The organism is Agrobacterium sp. CNPSo 2736, from assembly GCF_004005385.1.
Taxonomy (GTDB): Bacteria; Pseudomonadota; Alphaproteobacteria; order Rhizobiales; family Rhizobiaceae; genus Agrobacterium; species Agrobacterium leguminum.
In genome coordinates this window covers 25118-49709 of sequence record NZ_RZTX01000018.1, presented here as the reverse complement: position 1 = coordinate 49709, position 24592 = coordinate 25118, and the positions used below count along the sequence as shown (strand labels likewise).

General features: G+C 61.2%; 17 protein-coding genes. 11 read left to right on the top strand and 6 right to left on the bottom strand.

Features of this window, described 5'->3' with window-relative positions; all coding sequences use genetic code 11:
* The 5 genes from EM858_RS22915 to EM858_RS22895 are packed head-to-tail and all read right to left on the bottom strand — an operon-like array spanning position 1 to position 5013.
* Positions 1 to 780 (bottom strand): ATP-binding cassette domain-containing protein, encoded by a 780-nt coding sequence (locus EM858_RS22915; protein ID WP_127758058.1) that lies wholly within the window; start codon positions 778 to 780, stop codon positions 1 to 3.
* The gene (locus EM858_RS22910; protein WP_127758057.1) at positions 777 to 1580 is read right to left on the bottom strand and encodes an ABC transporter ATP-binding protein; all 804 of its coding nucleotides are present in this window, start codon (positions 1578 to 1580) and stop codon (positions 777 to 779) included. The genes EM858_RS22915 and EM858_RS22910 overlap by 4 nt, the downstream gene beginning before the upstream one ends.
* A complete protein-coding gene (locus EM858_RS22905) occupies positions 1577 to 2407 on the bottom strand; it encodes an ABC transporter permease (protein WP_127758056.1) in 831 nt (276 codons plus the stop codon). Before EM858_RS22905 ends, EM858_RS22910 begins: the two co-directional genes overlap by 4 nt.
* Positions 2404 to 3393: an ABC transporter permease gene (locus EM858_RS22900; protein ID WP_127758055.1), complete on the bottom strand. Its 990-nt coding sequence runs from the start codon at positions 3391 to 3393 to the stop codon at positions 2404 to 2406. Before EM858_RS22900 ends, EM858_RS22905 begins: the two co-directional genes overlap by 4 nt.
* 9 nt (positions 3394 to 3402) lie before the next feature.
* Positions 3403 to 5013: an ABC transporter substrate-binding protein gene (locus EM858_RS22895; RefSeq protein ID WP_127758054.1), complete on the bottom strand. Its 1611-nt coding sequence runs from the start codon at positions 5011 to 5013 to the stop codon at positions 3403 to 3405.
* Positions 5014 to 5387: 374 nt separating this feature from the next.
* On the opposite strand from EM858_RS22895, the gene EM858_RS22890 reads away from it, so the two are divergent.
* Both EM858_RS22890 and EM858_RS22885 read left to right on the top strand, forming a co-directional pair.
* Positions 5388 to 8078 (top strand): DNA translocase FtsK, encoded by a 2691-nt coding sequence (locus tag EM858_RS22890; protein WP_127758053.1) that lies wholly within the window; start codon positions 5388 to 5390, stop codon positions 8076 to 8078.
* 92 nt (positions 8079 to 8170) lie between these two features.
* Positions 8171 to 9247, top strand: coding sequence for an Ldh family oxidoreductase (locus tag EM858_RS22885; protein WP_164865535.1), 1077 nt, complete (start codon positions 8171 to 8173; stop codon positions 9245 to 9247).
* A gap of 44 nt (positions 9248 to 9291) precedes the next feature.
* Here EM858_RS22885 and EM858_RS22880 read toward each other — a convergent pair whose 3' ends face one another.
* Positions 9292 to 11286, bottom strand: coding sequence for a GGDEF and EAL domain-containing protein (locus tag EM858_RS22880; RefSeq protein WP_080820699.1), 1995 nt, complete (start codon positions 11284 to 11286; stop codon positions 9292 to 9294).
* Positions 11287 to 11602: 316 nt separating this feature from the next.
* Here EM858_RS22880 and EM858_RS22875 point away from each other — a divergent pair, with 316 nt between their 5' ends.
* From EM858_RS22875 to EM858_RS22835, 9 genes are all read left to right on the top strand, one after another.
* On the top strand, positions 11603 to 12649 hold the full coding sequence (locus tag EM858_RS22875; RefSeq protein WP_164865534.1) for a class I SAM-dependent methyltransferase: 1047 nt from the start codon (positions 11603 to 11605) through the stop codon (positions 12647 to 12649).
* Positions 12650 to 12741: 92 nt separating this feature from the next.
* Positions 12742 to 13566: a bifunctional allantoicase/(S)-ureidoglycine aminohydrolase gene (locus tag EM858_RS22870; RefSeq protein ID WP_127758052.1), complete on the top strand. Its 825-nt coding sequence runs from the start codon at positions 12742 to 12744 to the stop codon at positions 13564 to 13566.
* 166 nt (positions 13567 to 13732) lie between these two features.
* Positions 13733 to 15238, top strand: a complete 1506-nt coding sequence (locus tag EM858_RS22865) for a sensor domain-containing diguanylate cyclase (protein ID WP_080820704.1) — start codon at positions 13733 to 13735, stop codon at positions 15236 to 15238.
* Between the two features lie 417 nt (positions 15239 to 15655).
* On the top strand, positions 15656 to 16870 hold the full coding sequence (locus EM858_RS22860; RefSeq protein WP_127758051.1) for an efflux RND transporter periplasmic adaptor subunit: 1215 nt from the start codon (positions 15656 to 15658) through the stop codon (positions 16868 to 16870).
* A 12-nt stretch (positions 16871 to 16882) separates the two neighbouring features.
* Positions 16883 to 20017: an efflux RND transporter permease subunit gene (locus EM858_RS22855; protein ID WP_127758050.1), complete on the top strand. Its 3135-nt coding sequence runs from the start codon at positions 16883 to 16885 to the stop codon at positions 20015 to 20017.
* Between the two features lie 118 nt (positions 20018 to 20135).
* Positions 20136 to 20759 (top strand): TetR family transcriptional regulator, encoded by a 624-nt coding sequence (locus EM858_RS22850; RefSeq protein ID WP_080820708.1) that lies wholly within the window; start codon positions 20136 to 20138, stop codon positions 20757 to 20759.
* A 197-nt stretch (positions 20760 to 20956) separates the two neighbouring features.
* Entirely contained in the window at positions 20957 to 22480 is a 1524-nt protein-coding gene (locus EM858_RS22845) for a sugar ABC transporter ATP-binding protein (RefSeq protein ID WP_127758049.1), read from the top strand.
* A 50-nt stretch (positions 22481 to 22530) separates the two neighbouring features.
* Complete coding sequence (locus EM858_RS22840; protein ID WP_003506587.1) at positions 22531 to 23532, top strand: ABC transporter permease; 1002 nt, start codon at positions 22531 to 22533, stop codon at positions 23530 to 23532.
* A gap of 72 nt (positions 23533 to 23604) precedes the next feature.
* Positions 23605 to 24558, top strand: a complete 954-nt coding sequence (locus EM858_RS22835; RefSeq protein ID WP_020810860.1) for a substrate-binding domain-containing protein — start codon at positions 23605 to 23607, stop codon at positions 24556 to 24558.
* Positions 24559 to 24592 lie beyond the last annotated feature (34 nt).

Sequence of the window (24592 nt, the reverse complement as noted above, 5' to 3'; positions counted from 1 at the left end):
TTACGTGGCAATGGTCAGGCGCGGTGCGGCGTCGATCAGGGTTCTGGCGGTCGAGGATTGCGGCGCCGAGACGATATTTCCCGTCCTGCCGATTTCAACGATCCGCCCCGTTTCCATGATGGCGACGCGGTGGCAGACGGCTCGGATGACCGCGAGATCATGGGAAACGAAAATACAGGAAACGGCCGTCTCGCGCTGTATTTCCACCAGCAGTTCGAGGATTTGCCGGCGAACCGAAACATCGAGCGCGGAGACGGCTTCGTCCAGAATGAGAAGCGACGGTTTGAGCGCAATGGCCCGTGCAATCGCGACACGCTGTCTTTGGCCGCCGGAAAGCTCGAAGACCGAGCGGCCGGCATAGCTGGCGGGCAGGCCCACACGCTCGAGAAGGCGGTGTATTTCCGCCGCACGTTCGCGTCTTTTGACCATGCGATGGATGCGCAACGGTTCGCCGATGGCATCCTCGACGCTGGCGCGCGGATTGAAGGCGCCATGCGTATCCTGAAACACCATCTGCATGTGCCGGCGGGCGGCGCGAAGCTTGCCGCCGTCAAGCGCCAGCCAGTCACGGCCTTTGAAATGGATCGTGCCTTCATCGGCCGGGATCAGCCGCATCAGAATGCGCGCCAGCGTCGATTTCCCGCAGCCGGAGGGACCCGCAAGCCCCAGGGTCTCGCCGGGCTGAAGCGAAAAGGAGATGTCGGAAAGCGCCGCCACCGTTCTTGCGCCGGTGCGATAGGTTTTCGACAGTCCATCGACGCTCAGAAGGGCTTCGTTCATGACGCGGCCTCGCTGATGAGCGGCGGGGTGGAGAGATCGAGATAATCGGCAAGCAGCGCACGCGTATAGTCATGGGCGGGTGTAGAGAGCACCCGCCGCGTCGGGCCGTGTTCCACCAGCAGCCCCGCGCGCAGAACCGCGATCTCGTCGGCAAGGCTGGAAGCAAGGCCGATATCATGGGTGATGAACACCAGCGTCTTGTTTTCCTGCCGCACCAGATCGTCCAGCAGCGTGGCGATGGCGGCCTGGCTGACCGTATCGAGCGCGCTCGTGGCCTCGTCGGCAATCAGGACCGAAGGACTGGCGGCAATGGCGGCCGCAATTGCCACGCGCTGCCTTTGGCCGCCGGAAAGCTGGTGCGGATAGGCGGTGAGCAGATGGGAGGGGTGGGGCAGCCGCACCCGCTCCAGAAGATCGCGGGCAAGATCGCGCGCTTGCCTCCATGACAGGCCGAGATGCCGCACGGCGCCTTCGGCCACCTGTTCGCCGATGGTGAGAACCGGGTTGAGTGTCGCGCCGGTATCCTGAAAGATCGTGCCGATATCGCGTCCGGGCTGTGGCCTGCCGTGAAACAGGCCGCTATCTCGGCTCCAGGAAATATCGCCGGAAACCCGCGCATTGCCGGGAAGAAGCCCGGCAATGGCTTTGCCGAGCGTGGATTTTCCCGAACCGCTTTCGCCGATGATCGCCAGCCTCTGCTCCTGCCGGATCGTCAGCGAGACATTCTGCAATGCCGGCGTATCGCCCGCGGCATAAAGAACGCTGAGATCGTCGATGCGGCACAGCGCATTTCCGCTCATGGCGCTTCTCTCCTCGTCGCCATCGCCCTGTTGATGCCTTCTGCGAGAAGATAAACGCCGAGAACCGTAAACAGAAGGCCGATGCCGGGGATGACGGATAAAAACGCGGCCGAGCGCAGGACGTTGCGTCCTTCGGCGATCATTGAGCCCCAGGTGACGATGTTCGGATCGCCAAGTCCGAGGAAGGACAGTGCCGCTTCGGTGAGGATGGCTGCCGCGACGATGATGGCGGCCAGCGCCAGAACCGGCGGCAAAGCGTTGGGCAGGATCTGCCGGAAGGCGATCTCCAGCGGGTGCATGCCGATGGCGCGGGCGGATTGAACATAATCGCGCTCGCGTATGCTCAACACCTGCGCCCGCATCAGCCGCGCCGGATCCGCCCATGCGCCGAGCGCAATGGCAAGAATGACGATGGGCATTGAGGGGCCGATGGTGCTGACGAAGGCGAGCGCGAGCAGGAAATTCGGCACGATCTGGAAGGCGTCGGTGACGCGCATCAATGCTTCATCCACGAGGCCGCCGGCAAATCCGGCGATCGTGCCGATAACGGTGCCGATAACCAATGCGGCGGCGGCAGCACCCATGCCGACGAGCAGGGAGGCCTGCGCGCCATGGGCAAGCTCGGCCAGCACATCGCGGCCCAGCCGGTCGGTGCCCAGCGGCAGGGCGGCATCCGTAAAGGGTGCGATCAGCGGCTCGCCGACGATGGCCAGCGGGTCGCCCGGAAAGAAGAGGGGGGCGGCAAGCGCCGTCATGGCAAGCGCCACCAGAATGATGGTGCCCGTGGCGCCTTCGAAACTGCGCAGCAGCCGGAGAGCGAAACTCATGCCTGTCGCTCCCCGCTGCCGATGCGCGGATCGAGAACGGCATAGACAATATCGACAGCGAGATTGACGAGGATGACGAAGACGGCGCTTGTCAGAATAATGCCCATCAAAAGCGGCGTGTCGCGGCCGCTGACGGCCTCCTGCGCCAGTCGGCCGAAACCGGGAATCGCAAAGACGCTTTCGATCACCACGCTGCCGCCCAGCATGGTGGCGGCTTGCAGGCCAAGCACGGTGACAAGCGGAAGAGCGGCGTTGCGCGCGACATGGCGCAGCACGATCCTCCGTTTGGAAAGTCCCTTGGATTGAGCAAAAAGCACGAAATCCAGCGGCCAGACCGCAGCCATGGCGGTGCGCATGACGCGCAGGAAAAGCGCGAGATAAATAAGGCCGAGGCTGGCGACCGGCAGCACGAGATGGCGGGCAATATCGAGCGCCCTTGCAAATCCCTGCTTGCCCGAGGCGATGGTTTCGATGCCTGAGGTGGGCAGCCATTTGAGTTGAACGGCAAAGACGATGGCCAGCACGAGGCCGAGCCAGAAGCCGGGCGTGGCGTAAAGCGCCAGCGAAAGCGTTGAAAGCACGCGGTCCGTCAGCCCTCCGGGACGCGCGCCGGCCACGATGCCAAGCCCGGTGCCGAGGATGAAGGCGAGTGCGGTGGCGCTGCTCATCAGGAGAAGCGTGTTCGGCAGTCGCTCGAGGATCAGCCCCAGCACCGGCCGGTCGAAGGCAAGCGACCAGCCGAGATCGAGCCGCAGCACCGAGCTGGCATAGAGCCAGAAACGGGCGAATACCGAACCGTTCAGGCCATATTGCTCGCGCAACACATCCCTGAGCGCGGCATCGCCGCCGCCGATGGAGACGAGATAGGCGTCTACCGCATCTCCAGATGCATTTTCAAGCAGTACGAAAGTGAAGACGAGAACAATCAGCAGCACCGGAATGGCGCTGACTGCCCTTCGCTTCAGCAATGTTACTGCACGCTTCACGATGCGTCCTTACGTATCGACCGCCGTATCCGCCCAGTTGGAAACGGGCCAGCGGGGATTGCTGGCGACATGTTTGACCGTATCGCGCGCCACCGTGATGAAGCCCCATTCGGCAACGTTGATCAGCGGCAGATCGGCGGCGACCTGCTTCTGGAAATCCTTGTAAAGCGCCGTGCGTGCGGCGGTATCGACCGTTATCGCCGCCTTGTCGATCAATTCGTCCAGCGTCTTGTTCTCGTAACCGCCCTGGTTGGAGAAACCTACGCCCGCCGGAATGCCGGAACGCACGAGAATGGTGGTGGAAATTGCCGGGTCGCCGCGGAAGACCGGCGGCGCGATGGCGAGATCGAAGGCATGATCGGTGTAGACCGCCTTCTGGTGAGCAGCTGAATCATTATTGACCAACTCGGCATCGATGCCGATTTCCTGCAACGCCTGACGAAGATAGGCGCCGAACTGCCTGGTTTCGTTGAAATAGGGCGCCGGCAGAAGTTTCAGCGAGAAACGTGTTCCGTTCGGGCCGCGCGCATAACCCGCCTCGTCCAGCAGGGCATTGGCCTTGGCCACATCGAAATCATAGGTCTCGACATCGTCGGTGTAGAATTCAGGGGCGTTCTTCGGCACCGGGCCTGTGGATGCCGTGGCGTAACCTAGGAAGACCTTGTCGATGACGAATTTTTTGTCGATGGCGTGGGCGATGGCCTTTCTGACCTTGAGATCGGCCAGTTCCTTGCGGCGATGGTTGATTTCGACTACCAGCTGATAGGTCAGCGCCTCGTAGCCATCGGCAATGACCTTGATGCCAGGCACCTTCGAGATGCGGTCGAGATCGGCCAGAGGCACGGCGGAGAAGGCGGCGAGCTGGATTTCCTCTGCTTCGAGCGCGGAAGCTGCACCCGCCCGGTCCGGCAGGACGCGGTAGATGATTTCTTCGAGCTGCGGTTCGTCCTTGCCCCAGTAATTGGGATTGCGGGTCAGGCGATAATATTCGCCGGGCTTGTATTCGGCAAAGACGAAAGGCCCGGTGCCGACCGGTTTGGTATTGGCCGGGTTGGTGGCGATATCGGTGCCTTCATAAAGATGTTTCGGCACGACGCTGGTAACGACCGGCAGCGCGTTGCGGATGAGCTGGAAGGGCGTGGGCTTGGAGAAGCGGAAGATCGCCGTATGTTCATCCGGCGTGTCCACCTTCTCGAGATTGGCGAAGACCAGCCGCCCGAGATTCTGCAAGGGTTTCCAGATGGAGAGCGCCGAAAAGGCCACATCCGCCGAGGTGAACGGCTTGCCGTCATGCCAGGTCACGCCTTCGCGCAGCTTGAAAGTGGCGCTGAGCCCGTCATCCGATCCCTGCCATTCGGTCGCAAGCCGCGGCGTGAGCCCGTCCTTGCCATCGAAGGAGGCTTCGGCCAGCGGCTCGATAATCTTGCTGGCGATATAAAACACGCCGTTTGAGGCGACGATTGCCGGGTTGAGGTTCTTCGGCTCCGAATCGGCCGCGACGATCAGCCTTCCGCCGGGTGCCGCCTGCTGCGCGGCGGCGATGCCCGCCAAACCCGTGGTTGCGGCAAGAAGGAGTGACGTCTTGAGAAGCGAGCGGCGGGACAGGTGGACAGGCGACATGATTCACTCCGGAAATGAGGACTGGGCGGGCCTTTCCGCTTGGTCCGCGGCGGCCGATCTTAAGACTGCAACCTCGGCAGTGTCCACGTTAATTCGCGGGCTTTACAGCAATGATTTTACGTTGCGCGGGCCTTTGCGGAAACAATATGCTTTCTGGCGGCAATACGCTTTTCTCCTGTTGCGGTCCTGCCTGCGGCCATGCTCCGGAAATTTGATTTAACGCAATGAAATTAGGTGGTTGGGACGCCGATGCTTCGGCCGTGTGTGCCCCGTTGCGCCTGTGGACGGAGCGAAAATCTGCCGCGATGACCCCGTTTGGAAAGGGGTAATTAACCTTTATTTTCTATTTCAGGGAGACCGAAATATGTACGTTTATGATGAGTGTGCACGCTGCCATGAGTTTCTCCCGATCCAGATTCCAGAATTCGTCCAATAGCGTAGGGGAGGGGAGCGTGAAGGCTCGTCATGCCGGCGGCCAGTCGGTTGCCGGTCAGCAGACGGCGGGAATGAAGGCCGGCGCGGCATCCTGGCCGAATGCCGACGTCAGCGCAGCCGACGCCATTGAAGGCCGCGCCGAGATGCCCGGCTGGCAGAATGCTTTCGTGCTTGGCCCGAATGTGCGTTTCACCCGCACGCCGGAAAGCGCCTTTGCCCGGCGCATGCCGGTCGAGACACCCAATATTCCGGAAGAGGAAGTCCAGGCTGCCGCTCCCCCTGAAACGGTGGAGCAGGAAGCGGTGCCGCAGCAGCAGGCTGTGCAGCAGGAGGTTTCTGCCCCTCAACACGTCATGAAGCCTGTGGAGCAGCGCGTGCCGCCGCAGCGCATGCCATTTCTGCCGCAGCCGCCGGAGGCCCGGGGCGCCAGAGCGCTGACTTACAAATTGCGGCTGGAGCTTGCCCGCAAGCAGGCGGAAGAGGCGGCTGCCGCTGCCCAGATGCCGGTTCAGGAGGGTATCTCCGTAGCCGTGGAAGCGCCTGTGCCGCAGATATTCCCGTCGGTTCAGCCGCAATCCGTCGCGCCTGCTGTCGAGGCCGCTCAAGCCGTCATTCCTGCTTTCGCGGCCCATCTGCCGGATGAGCTTTTCTGGGAAGTGATGACGCTCGATCTGCCGGGCAGTGCCGGCGAGGGCGTTTCCGCGTCCACGCGCGCTGTTCTTGCAAATTCGGTCGTCACGGCGCCAGCGATAGTCGCGCCGGTCGCTGTCGTATCGCCGGCAGCCGCTGCGATCGTGCTTTCGTCCGAACCTCCGGTCGTCACCGTGCCGGGCGGTTCGGCAATCCGGCTTTACCGCGAGATCGGCGTGCGTCAGTCCGTCGTTCCTGCCGCCCTTCCAGTCGTGGAACAGGAAGTCGCGCCGCCGCCCGTCACGGAAGCGCCGATGGTTGTCGAGACGCCGCGACCTGTGGAGCAGGTTCAGCCGGTTGAGAGAATTGCGGCCGAGCCGCGCTTCACGCCACGTGCGCCCATCCAGGCCTCGCAGCCGATGTTCCGCGAAGCGCCTGTCTTCGCCGAGGGGGAATATGAATACCCCTCCATCGATCTTCTGCAGGAGGCCCGCGTCCAGCAGACGACGACCATGACGCCGGAAGCGCTGGAGCAGAGCGCCGGGCTTCTCGAAAGCGTGCTGGAGGATTTCGGCATCAAGGGCGAGATCATCGATGTCCGCCCCGGCCCGGTCGTCACTCTGTATGAGTTCGAACCGGCTCCTGGCGTCAAGTCCTCGCGCGTCATTGGTCTCTCGGACGATATCGCCCGCTCCATGTCGGCACTCTCGGCCCGTGTCGCCGTCGTGCCCGGCCGCAATGTCATCGGCATCGAACTGCCGAACCCGGTGCGCGAGACGGTTTATCTTCGCGAATTGATCGAAGCGACCGACTACGCCGAGACCCGCCAGAAGCTCGCGCTTTGCCTCGGCAAGACGATTGGCGGCGAACCTGTCATCGCCGAACTGGCGAAGATGCCGCATCTGCTGGTCGCCGGCACCACCGGCTCCGGCAAGTCGGTCGCCATCAACACCATGATCCTGTCGCTGCTCTATCGTCTGAAGCCGGAAGAGTGCCGCCTCATCATGGTCGATCCCAAGATGCTCGAGCTTTCCGTTTATGACGGTATTCCGCATCTGTTGACGCCTGTCGTCACTGATCCGAAAAAAGCGGTCATGGCGTTGAAATGGGCCGTGCGCGAAATGGAAGACCGTTATCGCAAGATGTCGCGTCTCGGCGTGCGCAATATCGACGGCTACAATGCAAGGGCCGCTGCCGCCCGCGCCAAGGGCGAAACGGTGTTCTGCAACGTGCAGAGCGGCTTCGACCGCGCCACCGGCGAGGCGGTCTACGAGCAGGAGGAAATGGACCTCACGGCCATGCCTTATATCGTCGTCATCGTCGACGAAATGGCCGACCTGATGATGGTCGCTGGCAAGGAAATCGAAGGCGCGATCCAGCGCCTGGCGCAGATGGCGCGTGCTGCCGGCATCCATCTCATCATGGCAACCCAGCGCCCGTCGGTCGATGTCATCACCGGTACGATCAAGGCGAATTTCCCGACCCGTATCTCCTTCCAGGTGACCTCGAAGATCGACAGCCGCACCATCCTTGGCGAACAGGGCGCGGAACATCTGCTCGGTCAGGGCGATATGCTGCACATGATGGGCGGCGGCCGCATCGCCCGTGTCCACGGTCCCTTCGTTTCGGATGAGGAAGTAGAAAAGGTGGTCGCGCATCTGAAGACGCAGGGCCGTCCGGAATATCTCGGCACCGTTACCGAAGACGCCGACGAAAACGACGAAGAGGTGGAAGAGGAAGCGGCCGTTTTCGACAAGACCGCCATGGGTGAGGACGATAGCGACGATCTCTATGAAAAGGCCGTCAAGGTGGTGATGCGCGACAAGAAGTGCTCCACATCCTATATCCAGCGCCGCCTGTCCGTCGGTTATAACCGTGCAGCTTCGCTGGTCGAGCGCATGGAACAGGAAGGCATTGTCGGGCCTGCCAACCATGTCGGCAAACGCGCGATTATTGCCGGCGAACGCTCTTCTTACGATGCCATGGGAGCGGAAGACTGATTGAGCCTTCGGCGCGTGCGATATTCGATTGCAAAAACGCGCCCCGTGAATAGCTTGTGCGGCATGGATTCTGGAATTGGGAGGATTCCCTCATGGCGCACAGCAATGAAAAAGCCACCGTTCTGGCGAGTCTGGATGAGCTGGAGCGGTTTTGCCGCGCCGTTTTCCTGGCCGCCGGCACCGATGACGAAACGGCCGATGCGGCGACGCGCGCCATGATGCATGGCACAAGGCTTGGTGTGGACAGCCACGGCGTCCGTCTGCTAGCCCATTATATCACCGCGCTCGAAGGCGGGCGTCTCAATCGGCGGCCGCAGATCCGCCGCGTTTCGGGCTTCGGCGCGGTGGAGACGATCGACGCCGACCACGCCCATGGCGCCCGCGCCACCTATGCGGCGATGGACAGCGCCATGGCGCTCGCGGAAAAATTCGGCATTGGCGCAGTGGCGATCCGCAACTCATCGCATTTCGGTCCGGCCGGCGCTTATGCGCTGGAAGCGGCGCGGCAGGGCTATATCGGCCTCACCTTCTGCAATTCCGACAGTTTCGTGCGCCTGCACGATGGCGCCATGCGTTTCCACGGCACCAATCCCATCGCCATCGGTGTGCCGGCAGCGGATGCCATGCCCTGGCTGCTGGATATGGCCACCAGCGCGGTGCCCTATAACCGTGTCCTGCTTTACCGGAGCCTTGGCCAGCAATTGCCGCAAGGTGTGGCCTCGGATGGTGATGGTGTCGATACGCGCGATCCGCATGCCGTTGAAATGCTTGCCCCGGTCGGCGGCGAGTTCGGTTTCAAGGGTGCGGCGCTTGCGGGAATGGTTGAGATTTTCAGCGCCGTTCTCACGGGCATGAAACTCAGCTTCGATATCGCTCCCATGGGCGGGCCGGATTTTTCCACGCCGCGCGGGCTTGGGGCCTTCGTTCTGGCGCTGAAGCCGGAAGCATTCCTGGAGCGCGAGGTGTTCGACGAGGGCATGAAACGTTATCTCGAGGTCCTGCGTGGATCCCCCGTGCGGGAAGACTGCAAGGTCATGGCGCCGGGTGACCGGGAGTGGGCGGTGGCAGCAAGACGGGAGAGGGAAGGGGCTCCTGTCGATCCCGTGACGCGGGCGGCCTTCTCGGAACTTGCTGCAAAATTCTCGGTCATCCCGCCGGCCTATCATTAAAGCAGCCCGCGGGATGACGGCGGCGTTCCGCCGTCATCCCATGATCAGGCGGGTCGCAGCAGCATGTTCGGGCGCGGATAGGGCGCTGCCGCCGCGCCCAGCCTTTCGGCCCCGATCGGGCGGCCGATATAATAACCCTGCGCGTAGTCGATCTCCATCTGACGCACGAGCCTCAGCTGTTCCTCGGTTTCGACGCCTTCGATCAGGATCTTGTGGCCGCGATTGCGGATGAGGCGGATCATGTCCTGCAGCATCGCCCGGCCACGCGGGGTCTTGCTGTCGTGCAGGAAGGAGCGGTCGATCTTGACGGTATCGAAATCCGTCATGCGCAGCCACGAAAGGCCGGCAAAACCCGTTCCGAAATCATCCAGCCAGATATTGATGCCGAGCGTTTTCAGGTCGTTCAGACAACGCAGCACGTCCGAATGCATTTCCATGTCGACGCCTTCAGTGATTTCGAAGGCAAGCCTGTTGCCGGCAATTCCCGCTTCCACGAGAATGGCGGCCACCGAGGTGGCGAACCCCGGATTTTTCAACTGCATCGGCGATACGTTGACACTGACGACCGCCACCTTGTCATCGGCCAGTATCTGCTTGCAGACGGTCTTGATGGTCCACAGGCCCAGTTCCATGATCGTTCCGGTGCGTTCGGCAATCGGAATGAAAATACCGGGTGCGACTGGATTGCCATCCAGCAGGCGAAGCCGCATCAGCGCTTCGACCCCCGCGGTCTCGTTGGTCGAAACGTTGAGAATAGGTTGATAGACGAGGGAAACGAGATCTTCCGCGACGGCGATTTTCAGCAGGGCGGCAATATTCTCCGTCTCGTCGCTGGTCTGCGGATCGTCCGGATCGAACAGCTTCATGCAGTTGCGGCCATTGCCCTTTGCTATATAGAGCGCGCGGTCGGCCTCGTTGATGATCTTTTCCAGCTTGCCGTCCGCATTGGGACGGGTGAAGGACGCACCGATGCTGACGGTGACGATGAAGGTGCCATCCCGGCGCTGGTCATGCGCCAGCGACAGGTTTTCAACGGTGTGGCGGATCGTCTCGGCAAGCTCGCCCACCTGCTGCTTGGACTTGAACGGCGCCAGCACGATGAACTCCTCGCCGCCATAGCGGCCGATGGAGGCGCCGTGTTCGGTGATCGCATCCCGCAGGGCGGTGCCCACCGTCACCAGGCATTTGTCGCCTTCCTGGTGGCCGTAACGGTCGTTGTATTTCTTGAAGAAGTCGACGTCGATCAGGAAAACGGCAAAGCCTTCTTCCTTCCTGATCCAATTGTCCCACAGCAGGCGCAGATGGTGGTCGATGGCGCGGCGGTTCTGCAGGCCGGTCAGGGAGTCGGTATTGGAAAGCCGCAGCAGCGCCTGGCCACGTTCGTCCGCTGCCTTTTGCTGCGCCTTCGCTTCCAGCCCGTTGACGAAGACGTGGTAACGCTCCCGGTTCAGGTTCCAGTTCACGTAAGAGGTGAAAACGAAGCAGGATATGTAGAAGGTGCCGAAGGCGAACTTGTAGAAGCTGTCCTCAGGAAACTGCGTTGCCGCCAGAAAATAGGTAACGAGAATGATGCCTGAAGACACCAGCGACAGATGGAAGCGGAAGGTGAAAAACAGATTGGCGCCCATCATGAAGATCGCGCCGAAAACCATGTAATAGGACATGTTTTCGGTATTGTCGGTCAGCAGCGAGGGCAACAGCCAGCCGATATATCCCATGACGAGAGCGGTCGCACAGGTAAGGTCGAGCGCTGCGGTGCTGGCGCCCCTGTGCAGCTGGATTTCCAGCGTCAGAAGGGATGACAGGACGACCGCGAAGCGTGCGACAATGGTGTAAAAAGCGACGTCGGGTATCAGAATGATGTCGGTTGCGGCAAACAGCATATAGATGAAGACAGCGGTCCACAGGCCCCGCCGGATCGAACCGCGGCGGCTGCGCTCACCTTCCTGCTGGTAAAGGGCAAGAAGTTCATCAGAAAACCGGGAGTCCGGCCGCCGATAGTCTTGCTGTCCACTCACCTCTCCCAATGTGTGCTTCATGCACTTTCCCATAGTGTTGCGTATACTTTATTAAGTAACTGCTTATTCCACTTTTCCGTGTGCTGTCGCACCCAGTGCGGGTTCCCGTCGATCTCTGCCGATGTGTGCGGAGAACATGGAAAGGAAGAACGCATCATACGTTCGCAACATTAAGTTTCACTAAACCGCGTATCTGCTTTCTCCCGTCCTCACGAGTGTGACCAAAAAAATACGCTAATCTACTAATGTATCCCTACACCGCTCAAAAATCGAAAGCGAGTGGCCTTCCGCCTCCCAGAAACGTATAGTTAACAATGTGTTAATACTGGAGGCTGAAGTGGTGCGGGTAAAGAAGAAAAATCTTGACGGGGCAAGTCTGATTACCCCGGATACTGTCGCAAAAGAGATTTTTGCACGCAGAACGGAAACATTCGATGAGCAGTTCGCAGTTGCGAAAGCAGAGGTGGCGCTCATTCTCGAATTGGCACAACAGCAATTCGACAATCGTGTTTCAGCACGTGAGATAATACATCGGACGGCGGGTGCACTTCACGGTCTGCGAGAAAAGCTCCACTCAAGCGTGTGGGCTGAACTGATTCCGCTTGTACAGAATCACCCTGTTTCCGCCCATTTTCTGGAGGACCCCTTCACGCGCTGGTCTTTCGAAAAGCCACGGGGTTATTCGGGCGATGCGCAGCTGCTCGATTTCATTTATGGCCACGACAGTGTTGCCGAACTGGTGAACAAGGCCACGCCGCTCGGTGCAGCCCTTTACGATTACACCAAGGATGCCAGCTCCTCGGTTGCCGTGCGTGAGCGGCGCGACTTGCTGACGCGGTTCGTCGATGAGGCCGCGGCCCGGCATGGCAATGAGACGGAAATCCTCACCATCGCTTCCGGCCATCTGCGCGAGGCGGATGCCTCCGTGGCTCTGAAAGAGGGCAAAATCAAGCGCTGGGTGGCGCTCGATCAGGACCCCTTGAGCGTCGGTTCCGTCGCCCGCGATTTCAACGGCAGCTGCATCGAGGCGATCGACGGTTCCGTGCGCGATATCGTCCTGCGCACGCAGGAACTCGGCACTTTCGACCTGATCTACGCGGCCGGTCTCTACGATTATCTGAACGACCGCGTGGCGATCAAACTCACGCGGCGCTGCATGGAAATGCTGAAGCCCGGCGGCATGTTCCTTTTCGCCAACTTCTCGGAGGACATCGTCGTCGACGGTTACATGGAAACCTTCATGAACTGGGCGCTGCTGTTGCGTTCGAAAGCGGATATGTGGCGGATCGTCAACGCCAGCGCCGATCCTGCAGGCATCGAGGCGGATGTGTTCTTCGGCGAGAACCACAATATCGTCTACGCCACGATGCGTAAGAAGGCGTGACGTTCTTCGGGCCAGTCTCTGCTTTCCAATAACCATTTGATTAAACCTCGGCGCGGGCCTAAGAATCCGCGCCGAATGCGTTGCAGAATGGAATGGCTGAAATGAAGAGATATTATTCGGATATGGGTGGTCTGCCGGGACAGACGGAACTTCTGTCGAGCAAGGCGGTGTTCAAGACCGCCTATGCGGTCATCCCCAAAACCGTCATGTCCGATATCGTGACGAGCGTGCTGCCGCACTGGACCGGCACCCGGGCCTGGATCATCGCCCGGCCGATGACGGGTTTTTCCGAAACCTTTGCGCAATATATTGTCGAGGTTCAGCCCGGCGGCGGCAGCGACCGGCCGGAACCGGACGCGCGGGCCGAAGCGGCGATCTTCGTCGTTGACGGCGAAATGACCGTGGAATTCGAGGGCGTGCAGCATGCGTTGCGGGAGGGCTCCTTCGCCTTCCTGCCGGCCGGTACCCGCTGGCAGCTTCGCAATTCGGGCAAGGCGCCCGTCAAGTTCCACTGGGTCCGCAAAGCGTTCCAGGCGGTCGACGGGCTGGAGCCGCCGCCGGCGATCTTTTCGCATGAGGATGAGCACGCTTTGTCGGCCATGCCGGACACGGACGGCAAATGGGCGACGACCCGCTTCATCGATCCGGAAGACGTGCGTTACGACATGCATCTCAATATCGTCACCTTCGAGCCGGGCGCGACCATTCCCTTCATGGAAACCCATGTGATGGAACACGGCCTTTATGTGCTGGAAGGCAAGGCCGTCTACCGGCTGAACGAGGACTGGGTGGAAGTGCAGGCGGGTGACTTCATGTGGTTGCGCGCCTATTGCCCGCAGGCCTGCTATGCGGGTGGGCCGGGCCGCTTCCGTTACCTGCTTTACAAGGATGTGAACCGGCACGTGAAGCTCTGGTAACGGGCGTCATATCCGCAAAACCCATGAATTATCGCGCAATCCGGCGGTTTGCGCGATAAATGCTTGCGTTAAATCGAATATCACTAATAAATCCGGTTATGCGGACGGCTATCGCTGTGCCGCACCGTTTCGGCATTCGCCTGCTATCCTTGAGAAGACCTCCCGTATGAATGAGATAATCGATACCAATGTCTTCAATCTTGCCCCCGTGGCGATGTGGATCGAGGATTTCAGCGAGGTGAAAAGCCAGTTCGATATCTGGCGATCGCAGGGCGTCGAGGATATCCGGGCGTTTCTTCTGGAAGATTTATCGAGGGTGGCGGCCTGCTCGCAGAAAATCCGCGTGATCAAGGTCAACGCCAGGACGCTGGAACTGTTCGAGGCCCGCGATCAGGCCCATCTCGTCGACAATCTGCATCGGATTTTTCGCGACGACATGCTGGAGAGCCATGTGAACGAGCTTTCCGAACTCTGGGCGGGCAAGACGGAATTCACCAGCAACGCAGTCAATTATTCGATCGGCGGCAAGCGGCTGGATATCCAGTTGCGCGGCGCGGTCATACCCGGCCACGAAGAAACCCTCGGACGGCTGCTTTTGACCACCGAGGATGTGACGGAGCGGGAGGAGGCTCGCCGCAAGGAGCTTCTCAACCGCCGTTACGCCGAAGGCATGTTCAAACATTCGCCCGTTTCCCTGTGGGTGGAGGATTTCAGCCGGGTGCGGCGGCTGATCGAGGAGGTCAGGGACCGCGGCATCGTCGATTTCCGCGTGTTCATGGATGTGCATCCCGAATTCGTGCGGCAATGCATGAGCGAAATCCGCGTCATCGACGTCAACCGCGCGACGCTCGACCTGTTCTGCGCGCCGGATCGGCAGGTTCTGTTGCAGCGGCTTGGCGATATTTTTCGCGGCGAGATGGAAAAACCGTTCCGGGAACAGCTGATGGAGCTTTGGAACGGCAATCTCACCCACCATCGCGAGGTGGTGAATTACGCGCTTGACGGGTCGGAGCGGCATGTGCTCCTGCATTTTTCGGTTTTCCCCGGCCATGAGCGCGACTGGTCGCTGGTGCAGGTGGCGCTGACGGACATTACCGCGCGCAAGAAGGCGGAAGCCTATCTCGAATATCTCGGCAAGCACGATGTGCTGACGAAGCTCCACAACCGCGCCTTCTATTCGGATGAGCTGAACCGGCTGGAGCGTAGCGCGCTCAGGCCGGTTTCCGCCATCGTCATCGATCTCAACGGTCTAAAGGACGCCAATGACAGGCTGGGGCACGATGCCGGCGACGCATTGTTGCGGCGTGTGGGCGAGGTGTTGAACGGCGTGGTGACCGCGCCGAACCATGCCGCGCGCATCGGCGGCGACGAATTCGCCATCCTTCTTCCGGGCGCCGACAAACAGATTGCCGCCGCCATGGTCGAGACCGTTTATGAGCTGCTGAAGATCAACAACCAGTTCTATTCCAGCGCGCCGCTCAGCCTGTCGCTGGGTGTGGCCACCAGCGAGGCCGGCGAGACGATGGAATCGCTGGTGCGTCGCGCCGATATGAATATGTACGAGCAGAAGAACGCCTATTATGCGGCGCTGCGCAACAGATCCGCAGACAATAACGATACGACGAAACCCGGCCCGCAGTCGGAAGCTTCCTCGCTGAAGCGTTTGTCCTAGAGTGAGCGAGGGCGTCGTGGGACATTCCCTCAGCCCCGACGTCAGCCTCGGCCCCGTGCCGAGGATCTAATCACGTCGAATAAAATCAATCGGTTGCAGATCCTCGGAACAGGCCCGAGGATGACGTCGAGAGAATGCTCACCTTCGGAATTAAAACCGCAAGCTGTGGCTTGGGCCTGACGGAAGCAGCAGAAAGCTTCATTCGTCCGACTGTCGCCTCCAGCTCGTCGCGATATGTCCTGCCTTGAACGCCAGTTAATCCTCCCTTCGCAATCACAGCGGCCGATGGAAGCCGTCTCACACGCCTTCACAAGCGCGTGAGACGGCTTTTGCATTGCAACAATTCCGTTGCCGAAATTTTACATACGTCTTAGTATGTATGTAAATGTGACCTTTTTTATGGATTCGGAGCGCAGTATGGCGAAGAGACTGGGGCAGATCGCGGCGGTGTTGTTGACGGGCATCGTTTTGGTCGGATGTAGCGATGAGCAGGCGTCTGCGCCCGGCGCGCCGCCGCCCGGTGCGGTGAAGATCGTGACGGTGAGCCAGGAAGAGCTGCCCATCACCAACGAATTGCCGGGGCGCATCGCGCCGACGCGGCTTGCCGAAGTGCGCCCGCGTGTTTCCGGCATCATCGTGGAGCGGGTGTTCGAGCAGGGCTCGCTGGTGAAGGAGGGCGACGTTCTCTACCGGATCGATCCCGCGCCGTTTCAGGTGCGCGTCGACAGCGCCGAAGGCACCTTGCGCCGGGCGCAGGCCGCGCAGCTTCAGGCGCGGCAGACGGCCGACCGGCAGCAGCAGCTTCGCCGCTCCAATGTCGGTTCGCAACAGGAATTCGACAATGCCATCGCCCAGCTGGCGCAGGCCGATGCCGAGGTGGCCGTGGCCGAAGCAGGCGTCGCGGAAGCGAAGCTCAATCTGCAATATGCCGATGTCAAAGCCCCGATCAGCGGCCGCATCGGTCGCGCGCGTATTACGGAAGGCGCACTCGTCAGCGCAACCGGCTCGGAAAATCTGGCGACGATCCAGCAGCTCGATCCGATCTATGCCGACTTCACCCAGCCGGCGGCCGATCTTATCCGCCTGCGCAAGGCCCTGCAGGATGGCCAGCTGATGACCGGCCCGAACGAAGCCGAAGTCAACCTGCTGTTCGATGACGGCAGCCGTTACCCGCTGCCCGGCCGCCTGCTGTTTTCCGAAGCGGCGGTGGATGAAACCACCGGTCAGGTGACGCTGCGCGGTGAGTTCCCGAACCCGAGCGGCGATCTGCTGCCGGGCATGTATGTCCGCGTGCAGATCCAGCAGGGTATCCAGAAAGCGGCCTTCGCCGTGCCGCAGCAGGCGGTGCAGCGCGATGCGGGCGGGCAGGCGAGCGTGCTTGTCGTTAATGCCGAAGACACGGTCGAGCAGCGGCGCGTCAGCGTCGGCCGCTCCATCGGCGACCGCTGGGTGATTTCGGAAGGCCTGAAGGATGGCGACCGCGTTGTGGCCGAAGGTTTCCAGAAGACCGCCCCGGGCGCCAAGGTAAAGCCTGAACCATGGTCTGCGGAGCCCGACGCCACTGCCGCCGCCGGCAGCGAGAACGCGGGTTCGGCCGAGACCTCGTCTGAGCCCCCGGCCGCGAAGCAATAAGGACCGATTTCCATGGCACGTTTTTTCATCGATCGGCCCATTTTTGCCTGGGTCGTCGCCATCTTCATCATGCTGGCGGGCCTGCTCGCCATTCCGATGCTGCCGATTGCGCAATATCCGAATGTGGCGCCGCCGCAGATTTCGATTGCGACCACCTATCCCGGTGCCGCGCCCGAGGACATTTACCAGAGCGTCACGCGTCCCATCGAGGAAGAGCTGAACGGGGTTCCGGGTCTTCTCTATTTCGAATCGACTTCCGAATCCTCCGGCAGCATTTCCATCAACGTCACCTTCGCGCCGGGCACCAATATCGGCGAGGCGCAGGTCGAGGTGCAGAACCGCATCGCCCGCGTTCAGCCGCGTCTGCCGCAGGCGGTCACGCAGCAGGGCCTGCGCGTCGAGCAGGCGGGCACCTCGTTCCTGATGATGGTGGCGCTCACCTCCGTTGACGGCAATACCGACGCCATCGGCCTCGGCGATTATCTCAGCCGTAACGTGGTCGGTGAATTGCGCCGCGTGCCGGGCGTCGGCAGCGCGCAACTGTTCGCCACCCAGCGCTCCATGCGCATCTGGATGGACCCGGACAAGATGCTGGGCCTCAGCCTCACCTCGTCCGACGTTATCGGCGCCATTCAGGCGCAGAACTCGCAGGTTGCGGCTGGCCGCATCGGCGCATCGCCCAACCCCATCGGCCAGCAGATTTCGGCCACCGTCAACGTCCAGGGCCAGCTGACGACGCCGGAGGAGTTCGGCTCCATCGTGCTGCGCGCCAATCCGGACGGTTCGTCCGTTCGGCTGCGGGATGTGGCGCGGGTGGAAGTTGGCGGCGAAAGCTACGCCTTTTCCAGCCGCCTGAACGGCAAACCCAGTGCGGCCATCGGCGTGCAGCTGTCGCCCACCGGCAATGCGCTGCAGACTTCCGATGGCGTGCGCGCCACCATGGAGGAACTGTCGCGGTATTTCCCGCCGGGTCTGGAATATGAAATTCCCTACGACACCAGCCCCTTCGTGAAAATATCGATCCAGAAGGTGATCAACACGCTGGTGGAGGCGATCATTCTCGTCTTCGTGGTGATGTTCGTCTTCCTGCAGAACATCCGCTACACCATCATTCCAACACTGGTGGTCCCCGTGGCGCTGCTTGGCACCTGCGCCATCATGTATGTCTCGGGTTTCTCCATCAACGTTCTCACCATGTTCGCCATGGTTCTCGCCATCGGCATTCTTGTCGATGACGCGATTGTCGTGGTGGAAAATGTCGAACGCATCATGGCGGAAGAGCATCTGTCGCCGAAGGAGGCGACCCGCAAGGCGATGGGCCAGATTTCCGGCGCCATCATCGGCATCACGCTGGTTCTGACGGCGGTGTTCGTGCCCATGGCCTTCTTCCCCGGCGCCGTCGGCATCATCTACCAGCAGTTCAGCCTGACCATGGTGGTTTCCATCCTGTTTTCCGGCTTCCTTGCGCTGTCGCTCACGCCGGCGCTCTGCGCATCGTTCCTGAAACCGATCAAGGCCGGGCACCATGAAAAGAAGGGCTTCTTCGGCTGGTTCAACCGCGGCTTCGACAAGGCCTCGCATAAATACTCCTCGTCGGTCGGCAGCATCATCAAGCGTTCCGGCCGCTTCATGGTCATCTATGCGGCGCTGCTTGCCGGTCTCGGCTGGGCCTATATGCAATTGCCCAGCTCCTTCCTGCCAAACGAGGATCAGGGTTACCTGATCGTCGACATTCAGGCGCCGGCGGAAGCCAGCAGCGAACGCACCCTGCAATCCATCCAGGAGATCGAAAAGATCTTCCTGGCGGAGCCGGCGGTCGATCGCGTGATTGCGGTTTCGGGCTTCTCCTTCTCCGGTTCCGGCCAGAATGCCGGTCTCGCCTTCGCGACGCTGAAGGACTGGAGCGAGCGTGGGCCGGAGGATTCCGCATCCGCCATCGCTCAACGCATCAACGGCAAGCTCTGGGGCCTGCCGGGTTCGATGTCCTTCACGCTATCGCCGCCGCCCATTCAGGGTCTCGGCAATTCCAGCGGCTTCACCTTCCGCCTGCAGGATCGCGGGGGTGCCGGACAGACGGCGCTTAGCGCCGCCGGTGCACAGCTGATGGCGGCAGCGCAGAAAAGCCCCATTCTGGCCGGCCTGCGCGTGGAAGGCATGCCGGACTCTCCGCAGGTCAACCTCATCATCGACCGTGAGAAGGCCAACACCTTCGGCGTGACCTTCAGCGACATCAATGCCACCATCTCGGCCAATATGGGCTCGTCCTACGTCAACGACTTCCCCAATGCCGGCCGCATGCAGCGCGTGACGGTGCAGGCGGAGCAGGGCCAGCGCATGAAGACCGAGGATCTTTTGAACCTCAATGTCCGCAATGCCAATGGCGGCATGGTGCCGGTAAGCTCCTTCGCCACCGTGGAATGGGTGCGCGGCCCGTCGCAGGTGGTGGGTTACAACGGCTATCCGGCGATCCGTATCGGTGGCCAGTCGGCACCCGGCTACTCCTCGGGTGATGCGATTGCCGAAATGGAGCGTCTGGCGGGCGAATTGCCAAGCGGCTTCGGTTTCGAATGGACCGGCCAGTCGCTGCAGGAAATCCAGTCGGGTTCGCAGGCGCCGGCGCTTATCGGCCTCAGCGTGCTGTTCGTCTTCCTGCTTCTGGCGGCGCTTTATGAAAGCTGGTCCATCCCGCTCTCCGTCATGCTGGTGGTGCCGCTTGGCGTCATCGGTTCGGTGGCGGCGGTGATGCTGCGTGGCATGCCGAACGACGTCTACTTCCTGGTTGGCCTTGTCGCCATCATCGGGCTTTCGGCCAAGAATGCGATCCTGATCATCGAATTTGCCAAGGATCTGCGGGCGGAGGGCAAATCCACCTATGATGCGACGGTGGAGGCGGCCCACCTGCGCTTCCGGCCAATCCTGATGACCTCGCTTGCCTTCTCGCTCGGCGTGTTGCCGATGGCAATTGCGTCGGGTGCCAGTGCGGCCAGCCAGAACGCCATCGGCACCGGCGTGCTCGGCGGCATGATCTCGGCGACGATCCTTGCGATCTTCTTCGTTCCCGTCTTCTTCGTATTTGTCATGAAGTTTTTCGGGGATCGGAAGAAGGAGAATGAGATTGCTGCTGACGCGGTATCGCCGGCGGAATAAAACGGGTGTGACGGCTGGGCGAAAAGTCACGTGAATGCGTTCATCTGACTGACAGCCCGGCACCGCAAACAAGGCACGGTGCGAAAGCGCCGTGTCACGACTGGAAGGAGACATCAGCATGCGCCGTACCAAGGCCGAGGCAGAAGAGACGCGTCAGGCGATCCTTGCCGCTGCCGAGCGGGTGTTCTTCAAGAAGGGCGTGGCCAACAGCTCTCTGGATGAGGTGGCGGCTGCGGCCGGCGTTACGCGCGGAGCGATCTACTGGCATTTTTCCAGCAAGAGCGATCTTTTCATCGGCCTTTACGAATCGGTCGCGTTGCCTGAGTCGGATTTGCTGGACTTTGCCGATCCGGACCTTAAGGGTGCGGCGCTGCTGGAAAAGATCGAGGAGGCGACGTGCAAGTGGCTTGCGCTTCTGGCTGAAGACGAACAGCGCCAGCGCATCATGACGATTAGCCTGCGCACCAATTATTCCGACGAATTCGCCCCCGTCCTGCATGCGCAGGAAGAGCTGGACCGTTACCACAAGGAGCGGCTGGAGGCGGCTTTCGAGCGAGCGCAGGCCGAGGGCATCTTCAACGACAACTGGACGGCGGAATCGGCGCTCGGTGCGCTCTACTGGCTGATCAAAGGTATCGTCTACGATTGGCTGCTGTTCGGGAAACGTTTCGATCTGGTCAAGGAAGGCGCCGAGGCCATGCATCGTCTCATGAAGGGGTTCCAGCGTCCCCCGGCGTCATGACCGAAGGCGGCCTGCATCGTCCGTGCAATACGGTTCGAATTTAAGAGTATTCCAGAAGACCAGCGAAATTTGCTTTACGTACCTCAAAACGGAGGTTAGCTTCTTCCTCGAGCTTTGGGAGGAGTTCGCAGATGGTCGTTTCAGATAAAATCAAGGGGCAAGCGCCGTCCGTTCACGCCGGATACCGGTGACGGCACATGGCTTTTGCTGACGAATCTCCAGACCACGCCCTTATCCGGACGGTTGGGCTGTCCAAGTCCTTCGGGCCGGTACAGGTTCTCAAGGATATAGAGATCGCGGTGCGCGCCGGTGAGGTCCATGCGATCATTGGCGAGAATGGCGCCGGCAAGTCGACGCTGATGAAGCTGCTGGCCGGCAATGAAAAGCCGTCGGGCGGCGAAATCCGCATCGACGGCGAAGCCGTTACGCTGAGCGGTCCGGTGGATGCCGAACATCGCGGCATCGTTCTCGTGCATCAGGAAATATTGCTGGCCCCGGATTTGACGGTGGCGCAGAACATCTATCTCGGCCGCGAAGTGCGCCGGGGCGCCATGGTGGACGACCGCGCCATGCGCGCCGGCGCCCGCAAGGCAATCGCCGATCTCGGCGGTACGATCGATCCGGACGCCATTGTCGGCAGCCTGTCGATTGCCCAGCGGCAACTGGTGCAGATCGCCCGCGTGCTGCTGGTGCCGCACCGCGTGGTGATTTTCGACGAGCCGACGGCGAGCCTGACGCCCATCGAAACGGATGCGCTGCTGAATGTCATCAGGGACATCCGGGCGAAGGGCGTGGCCGTGCTTTATATTTCGCACCGTCTGCCTGAAGTGAAGGAAATCGCCGACCGGGTGACGGTTCTGCGAGACGGCAGGCTGGTCGCCTCCCATCCGGCATCGGCGCTGGAGCCTGCCGATATGGCGCGGCTGATGGTGGGGCGCGATGTCGCCAAGCTTTATCCGGACCGCGCCGCCGGCGGCGAGCACGAGCCGGTTCTGCAGGTGGAGCATTTTACCGTTCCGGGTTACGCGGAGGATGCCGGTTTCAGCCTGCGAAAGGGCGAAATCCTCGGTTTTGCCGGTCTGGTCGGCGCGGGCAGAACGGAACTCATGGAAGGAATGCTCGGCCTGCGCGCCGGGCGGGGAACCGTGCGGCATCATGGCAGGCCGGTGCATTTCGCAAAGGCGGAAGACGGCCTGAAGGCCGGCATCGTTTATCTGAGCGAGGACCGCAAGGGCAAGGGCCTGCTGCTTACCAAGGATTTGCGTGTCAATCTTACGCTTGCTTCGCTGAAGAAATTCAGCCGGCTGTTCCAGATCGATACCCGCCGGGAAACGGCGGCGCTCGATGATGCGGTCCGGGATTTCGACATCCGCACCGGCCGCAAGGATTTGCTGGCGGGCCAGCTTTCCGGCGGCAACCAGCAGAAGCTGCTGCTGGCGAAGATGATGCTGCTCGATCCCTCCATCGTCATCATCGACGAACCGACGCGCGGCATCGATATCGGCACCAAGGAACAGATCTACCGCTTCATCGCCAGGCTTGCGGATGAGGGGCGCTCGATCATCGTCGTTTCCTCGGAAATGCCGGAGCTGATCGGCATCTGCGACCGCATTCTGGTGATGCGGTCGGGCCGGATCGTCGGTGAGGTGACCGGCGAGCGCATGACCGAAAACGACATCGTGGCGCTGGCGACGGGTGTTCATACGCAGGAACCCGCCTGAGCGCCCATGTGCCGGGAAACATGGCCTGACAAAAGAGACTGAGGGGAAACATGACTGAGGCCGCATTTGACAACGGCAAAACGCCGAAGACCTCGAAGGACTGGGACCTGCGCGCCGTCGCGCCTTTCGTGGCGCTGGCCCTGCTGCTGGTTCTCGGCACCATCGCCAATCCCAATTTCATCGGCATCGACAATCTCCTGAATGTCGTCACCCGCAGCGCATTCATCGCCATCATCGCTCTTGGCGCGACCTACGTCATCACCTCGGGCGGGCTCGATCTTTCGGTTGGCGCGATGGTGGCTTTCGTCGCCAGCCTGATGATCCTGTTCATGAATAGCGGCGTCATCGCCAGTCCGCTTTTGATGCTGCTCACCGCCATGGCGCTGGCGCTCGCCATCGGGGCTGCCTGCGGGCTGACGAACGGCCTCATCACCACAATCGGCCGCATCGAACCCTTCATCGCCACGCTCGGCACCATGGGCATCTATCGCGGCTTGACCACATGGCTGTCGCAGGGCGGGGCGATCACGCTGCGCAACCCGGAAATCCAGACGCTTTATCGTCCGGTCTATTTCGGCAATGTCTTTGGCGTGCCGGTGCCGGTCATCGTCATCTTCGTCACCGCTGCGATAGCCGCCTTCGTGCTTTACCGCACCCGTTACGGGCGGCATCTGACCGCGGTAGGGTCGAGCGAGGATGTGGCGCGTTATTCCGGCATTTCGGTCGCGCGGGTGCGCACCATCGCTTATGTGGTGCAGGGGCTGTGTGTCGCCGTTGCGGTGCTGCTTTACGTGCCGCGCCTCGCTTCCACTTCGGCCACCACAGGCATGTTGTGGGAGTTGCAGGCCATCACCGCCGTCGTTGTCGGCGGCACGGCGCTGAGAGGCGGGGTAGGGCGCATCTGGGGCACGATCTGCGGCGCCTTCATTCTGGAGATCGTCGGCAACATCATGATCCTGTCGAACTTCGTCAGCGAATATCTGATCGGCGCCATTCAGGGGGCCATCATCATCATCGCCATGCTGGTGCAGCGTTCGCTCAGCCGCAGGTGAGGTATCACGCCGCGCCATGTGGGGCAGGCGCGGTCGAAGGAGGAACGCCCCGGTCTTGGGAGGAAAGAGACTATGCGTAGTAAATTCATCGGCGTGGCCTTTGCCGCGCTGGCCACGGTGCTTGCCGCTTCAGCGCATGCGCAGGACAAGAAAGTCACCATCGGCGTATCCATTCCAGCGGCCGACCATGGCTGGACGGCGGGCGTCGTCTATCATGCCGAGCGCGTGGCGAAGCTTTTGATGCAGGAGCATCCGGGGCTCAATGTGATCGTCAAGACATCGCCGGACGCCGCCAATCAGGCCAATGCGCTGCAGGACCTTGCCGTGCAGGGGCTCGATGCGCTGGTCGTGCTGCCGTCCGATCCCGATCCGCTGGTCAACGCCATCAAGGAGATCAAGGACAAGGGCACCTTCGTCGCGCTGGTCGACCGCGCGCCGAGCGTCAACGACAATTCGATCCGCGATCTCTATGTTGCCGGCAACAACCCCGCACTTGGCCAGGTGGCCGGCGAATACATCAAGAAGACGACGCCGGATGCCGAAGTCGTGGTCATTCGCGGTCTGCCGATCCCGATCGACCAGCAGCGTCAGGATGGTTTCGACAAGGGTATCGCCGGTTCCAGCGTCAAGGTTCTCGACCGCCAGTACGGCAACTGGAACCGCGACGACGCCTTCCGCGTGATGCAGGACTATCTGACCAAATACAAGAAGATCGACGTGGTCTGGTGTCAGGATGACGACATGGCGATTGGCGTGCTGGAAGCCATCCAGCAGGCGAAACGCACCGATATCCAGTATATCGTCGCGGGCGCCGGTTCCAAGGACATGATCAAGAAGGTCATGGACGGGGACAAGCTGGTGCCGGTCGACGTGCTCTACCCGCCGGCGATGGTGGCGACAGCCATGCAGCTGACGGCCGGGCATTTCTACGATCAGGTGCCGGTCGCGGGTGAATATATCCTCGATGCGACGCTCATCACCAAGGACAATGCCGAGCAGTTCTACTTCCCGGATTCGCCGTTCTGACGAGCTGGCTTCTGCCAAGCGACGCCCGCTGAAA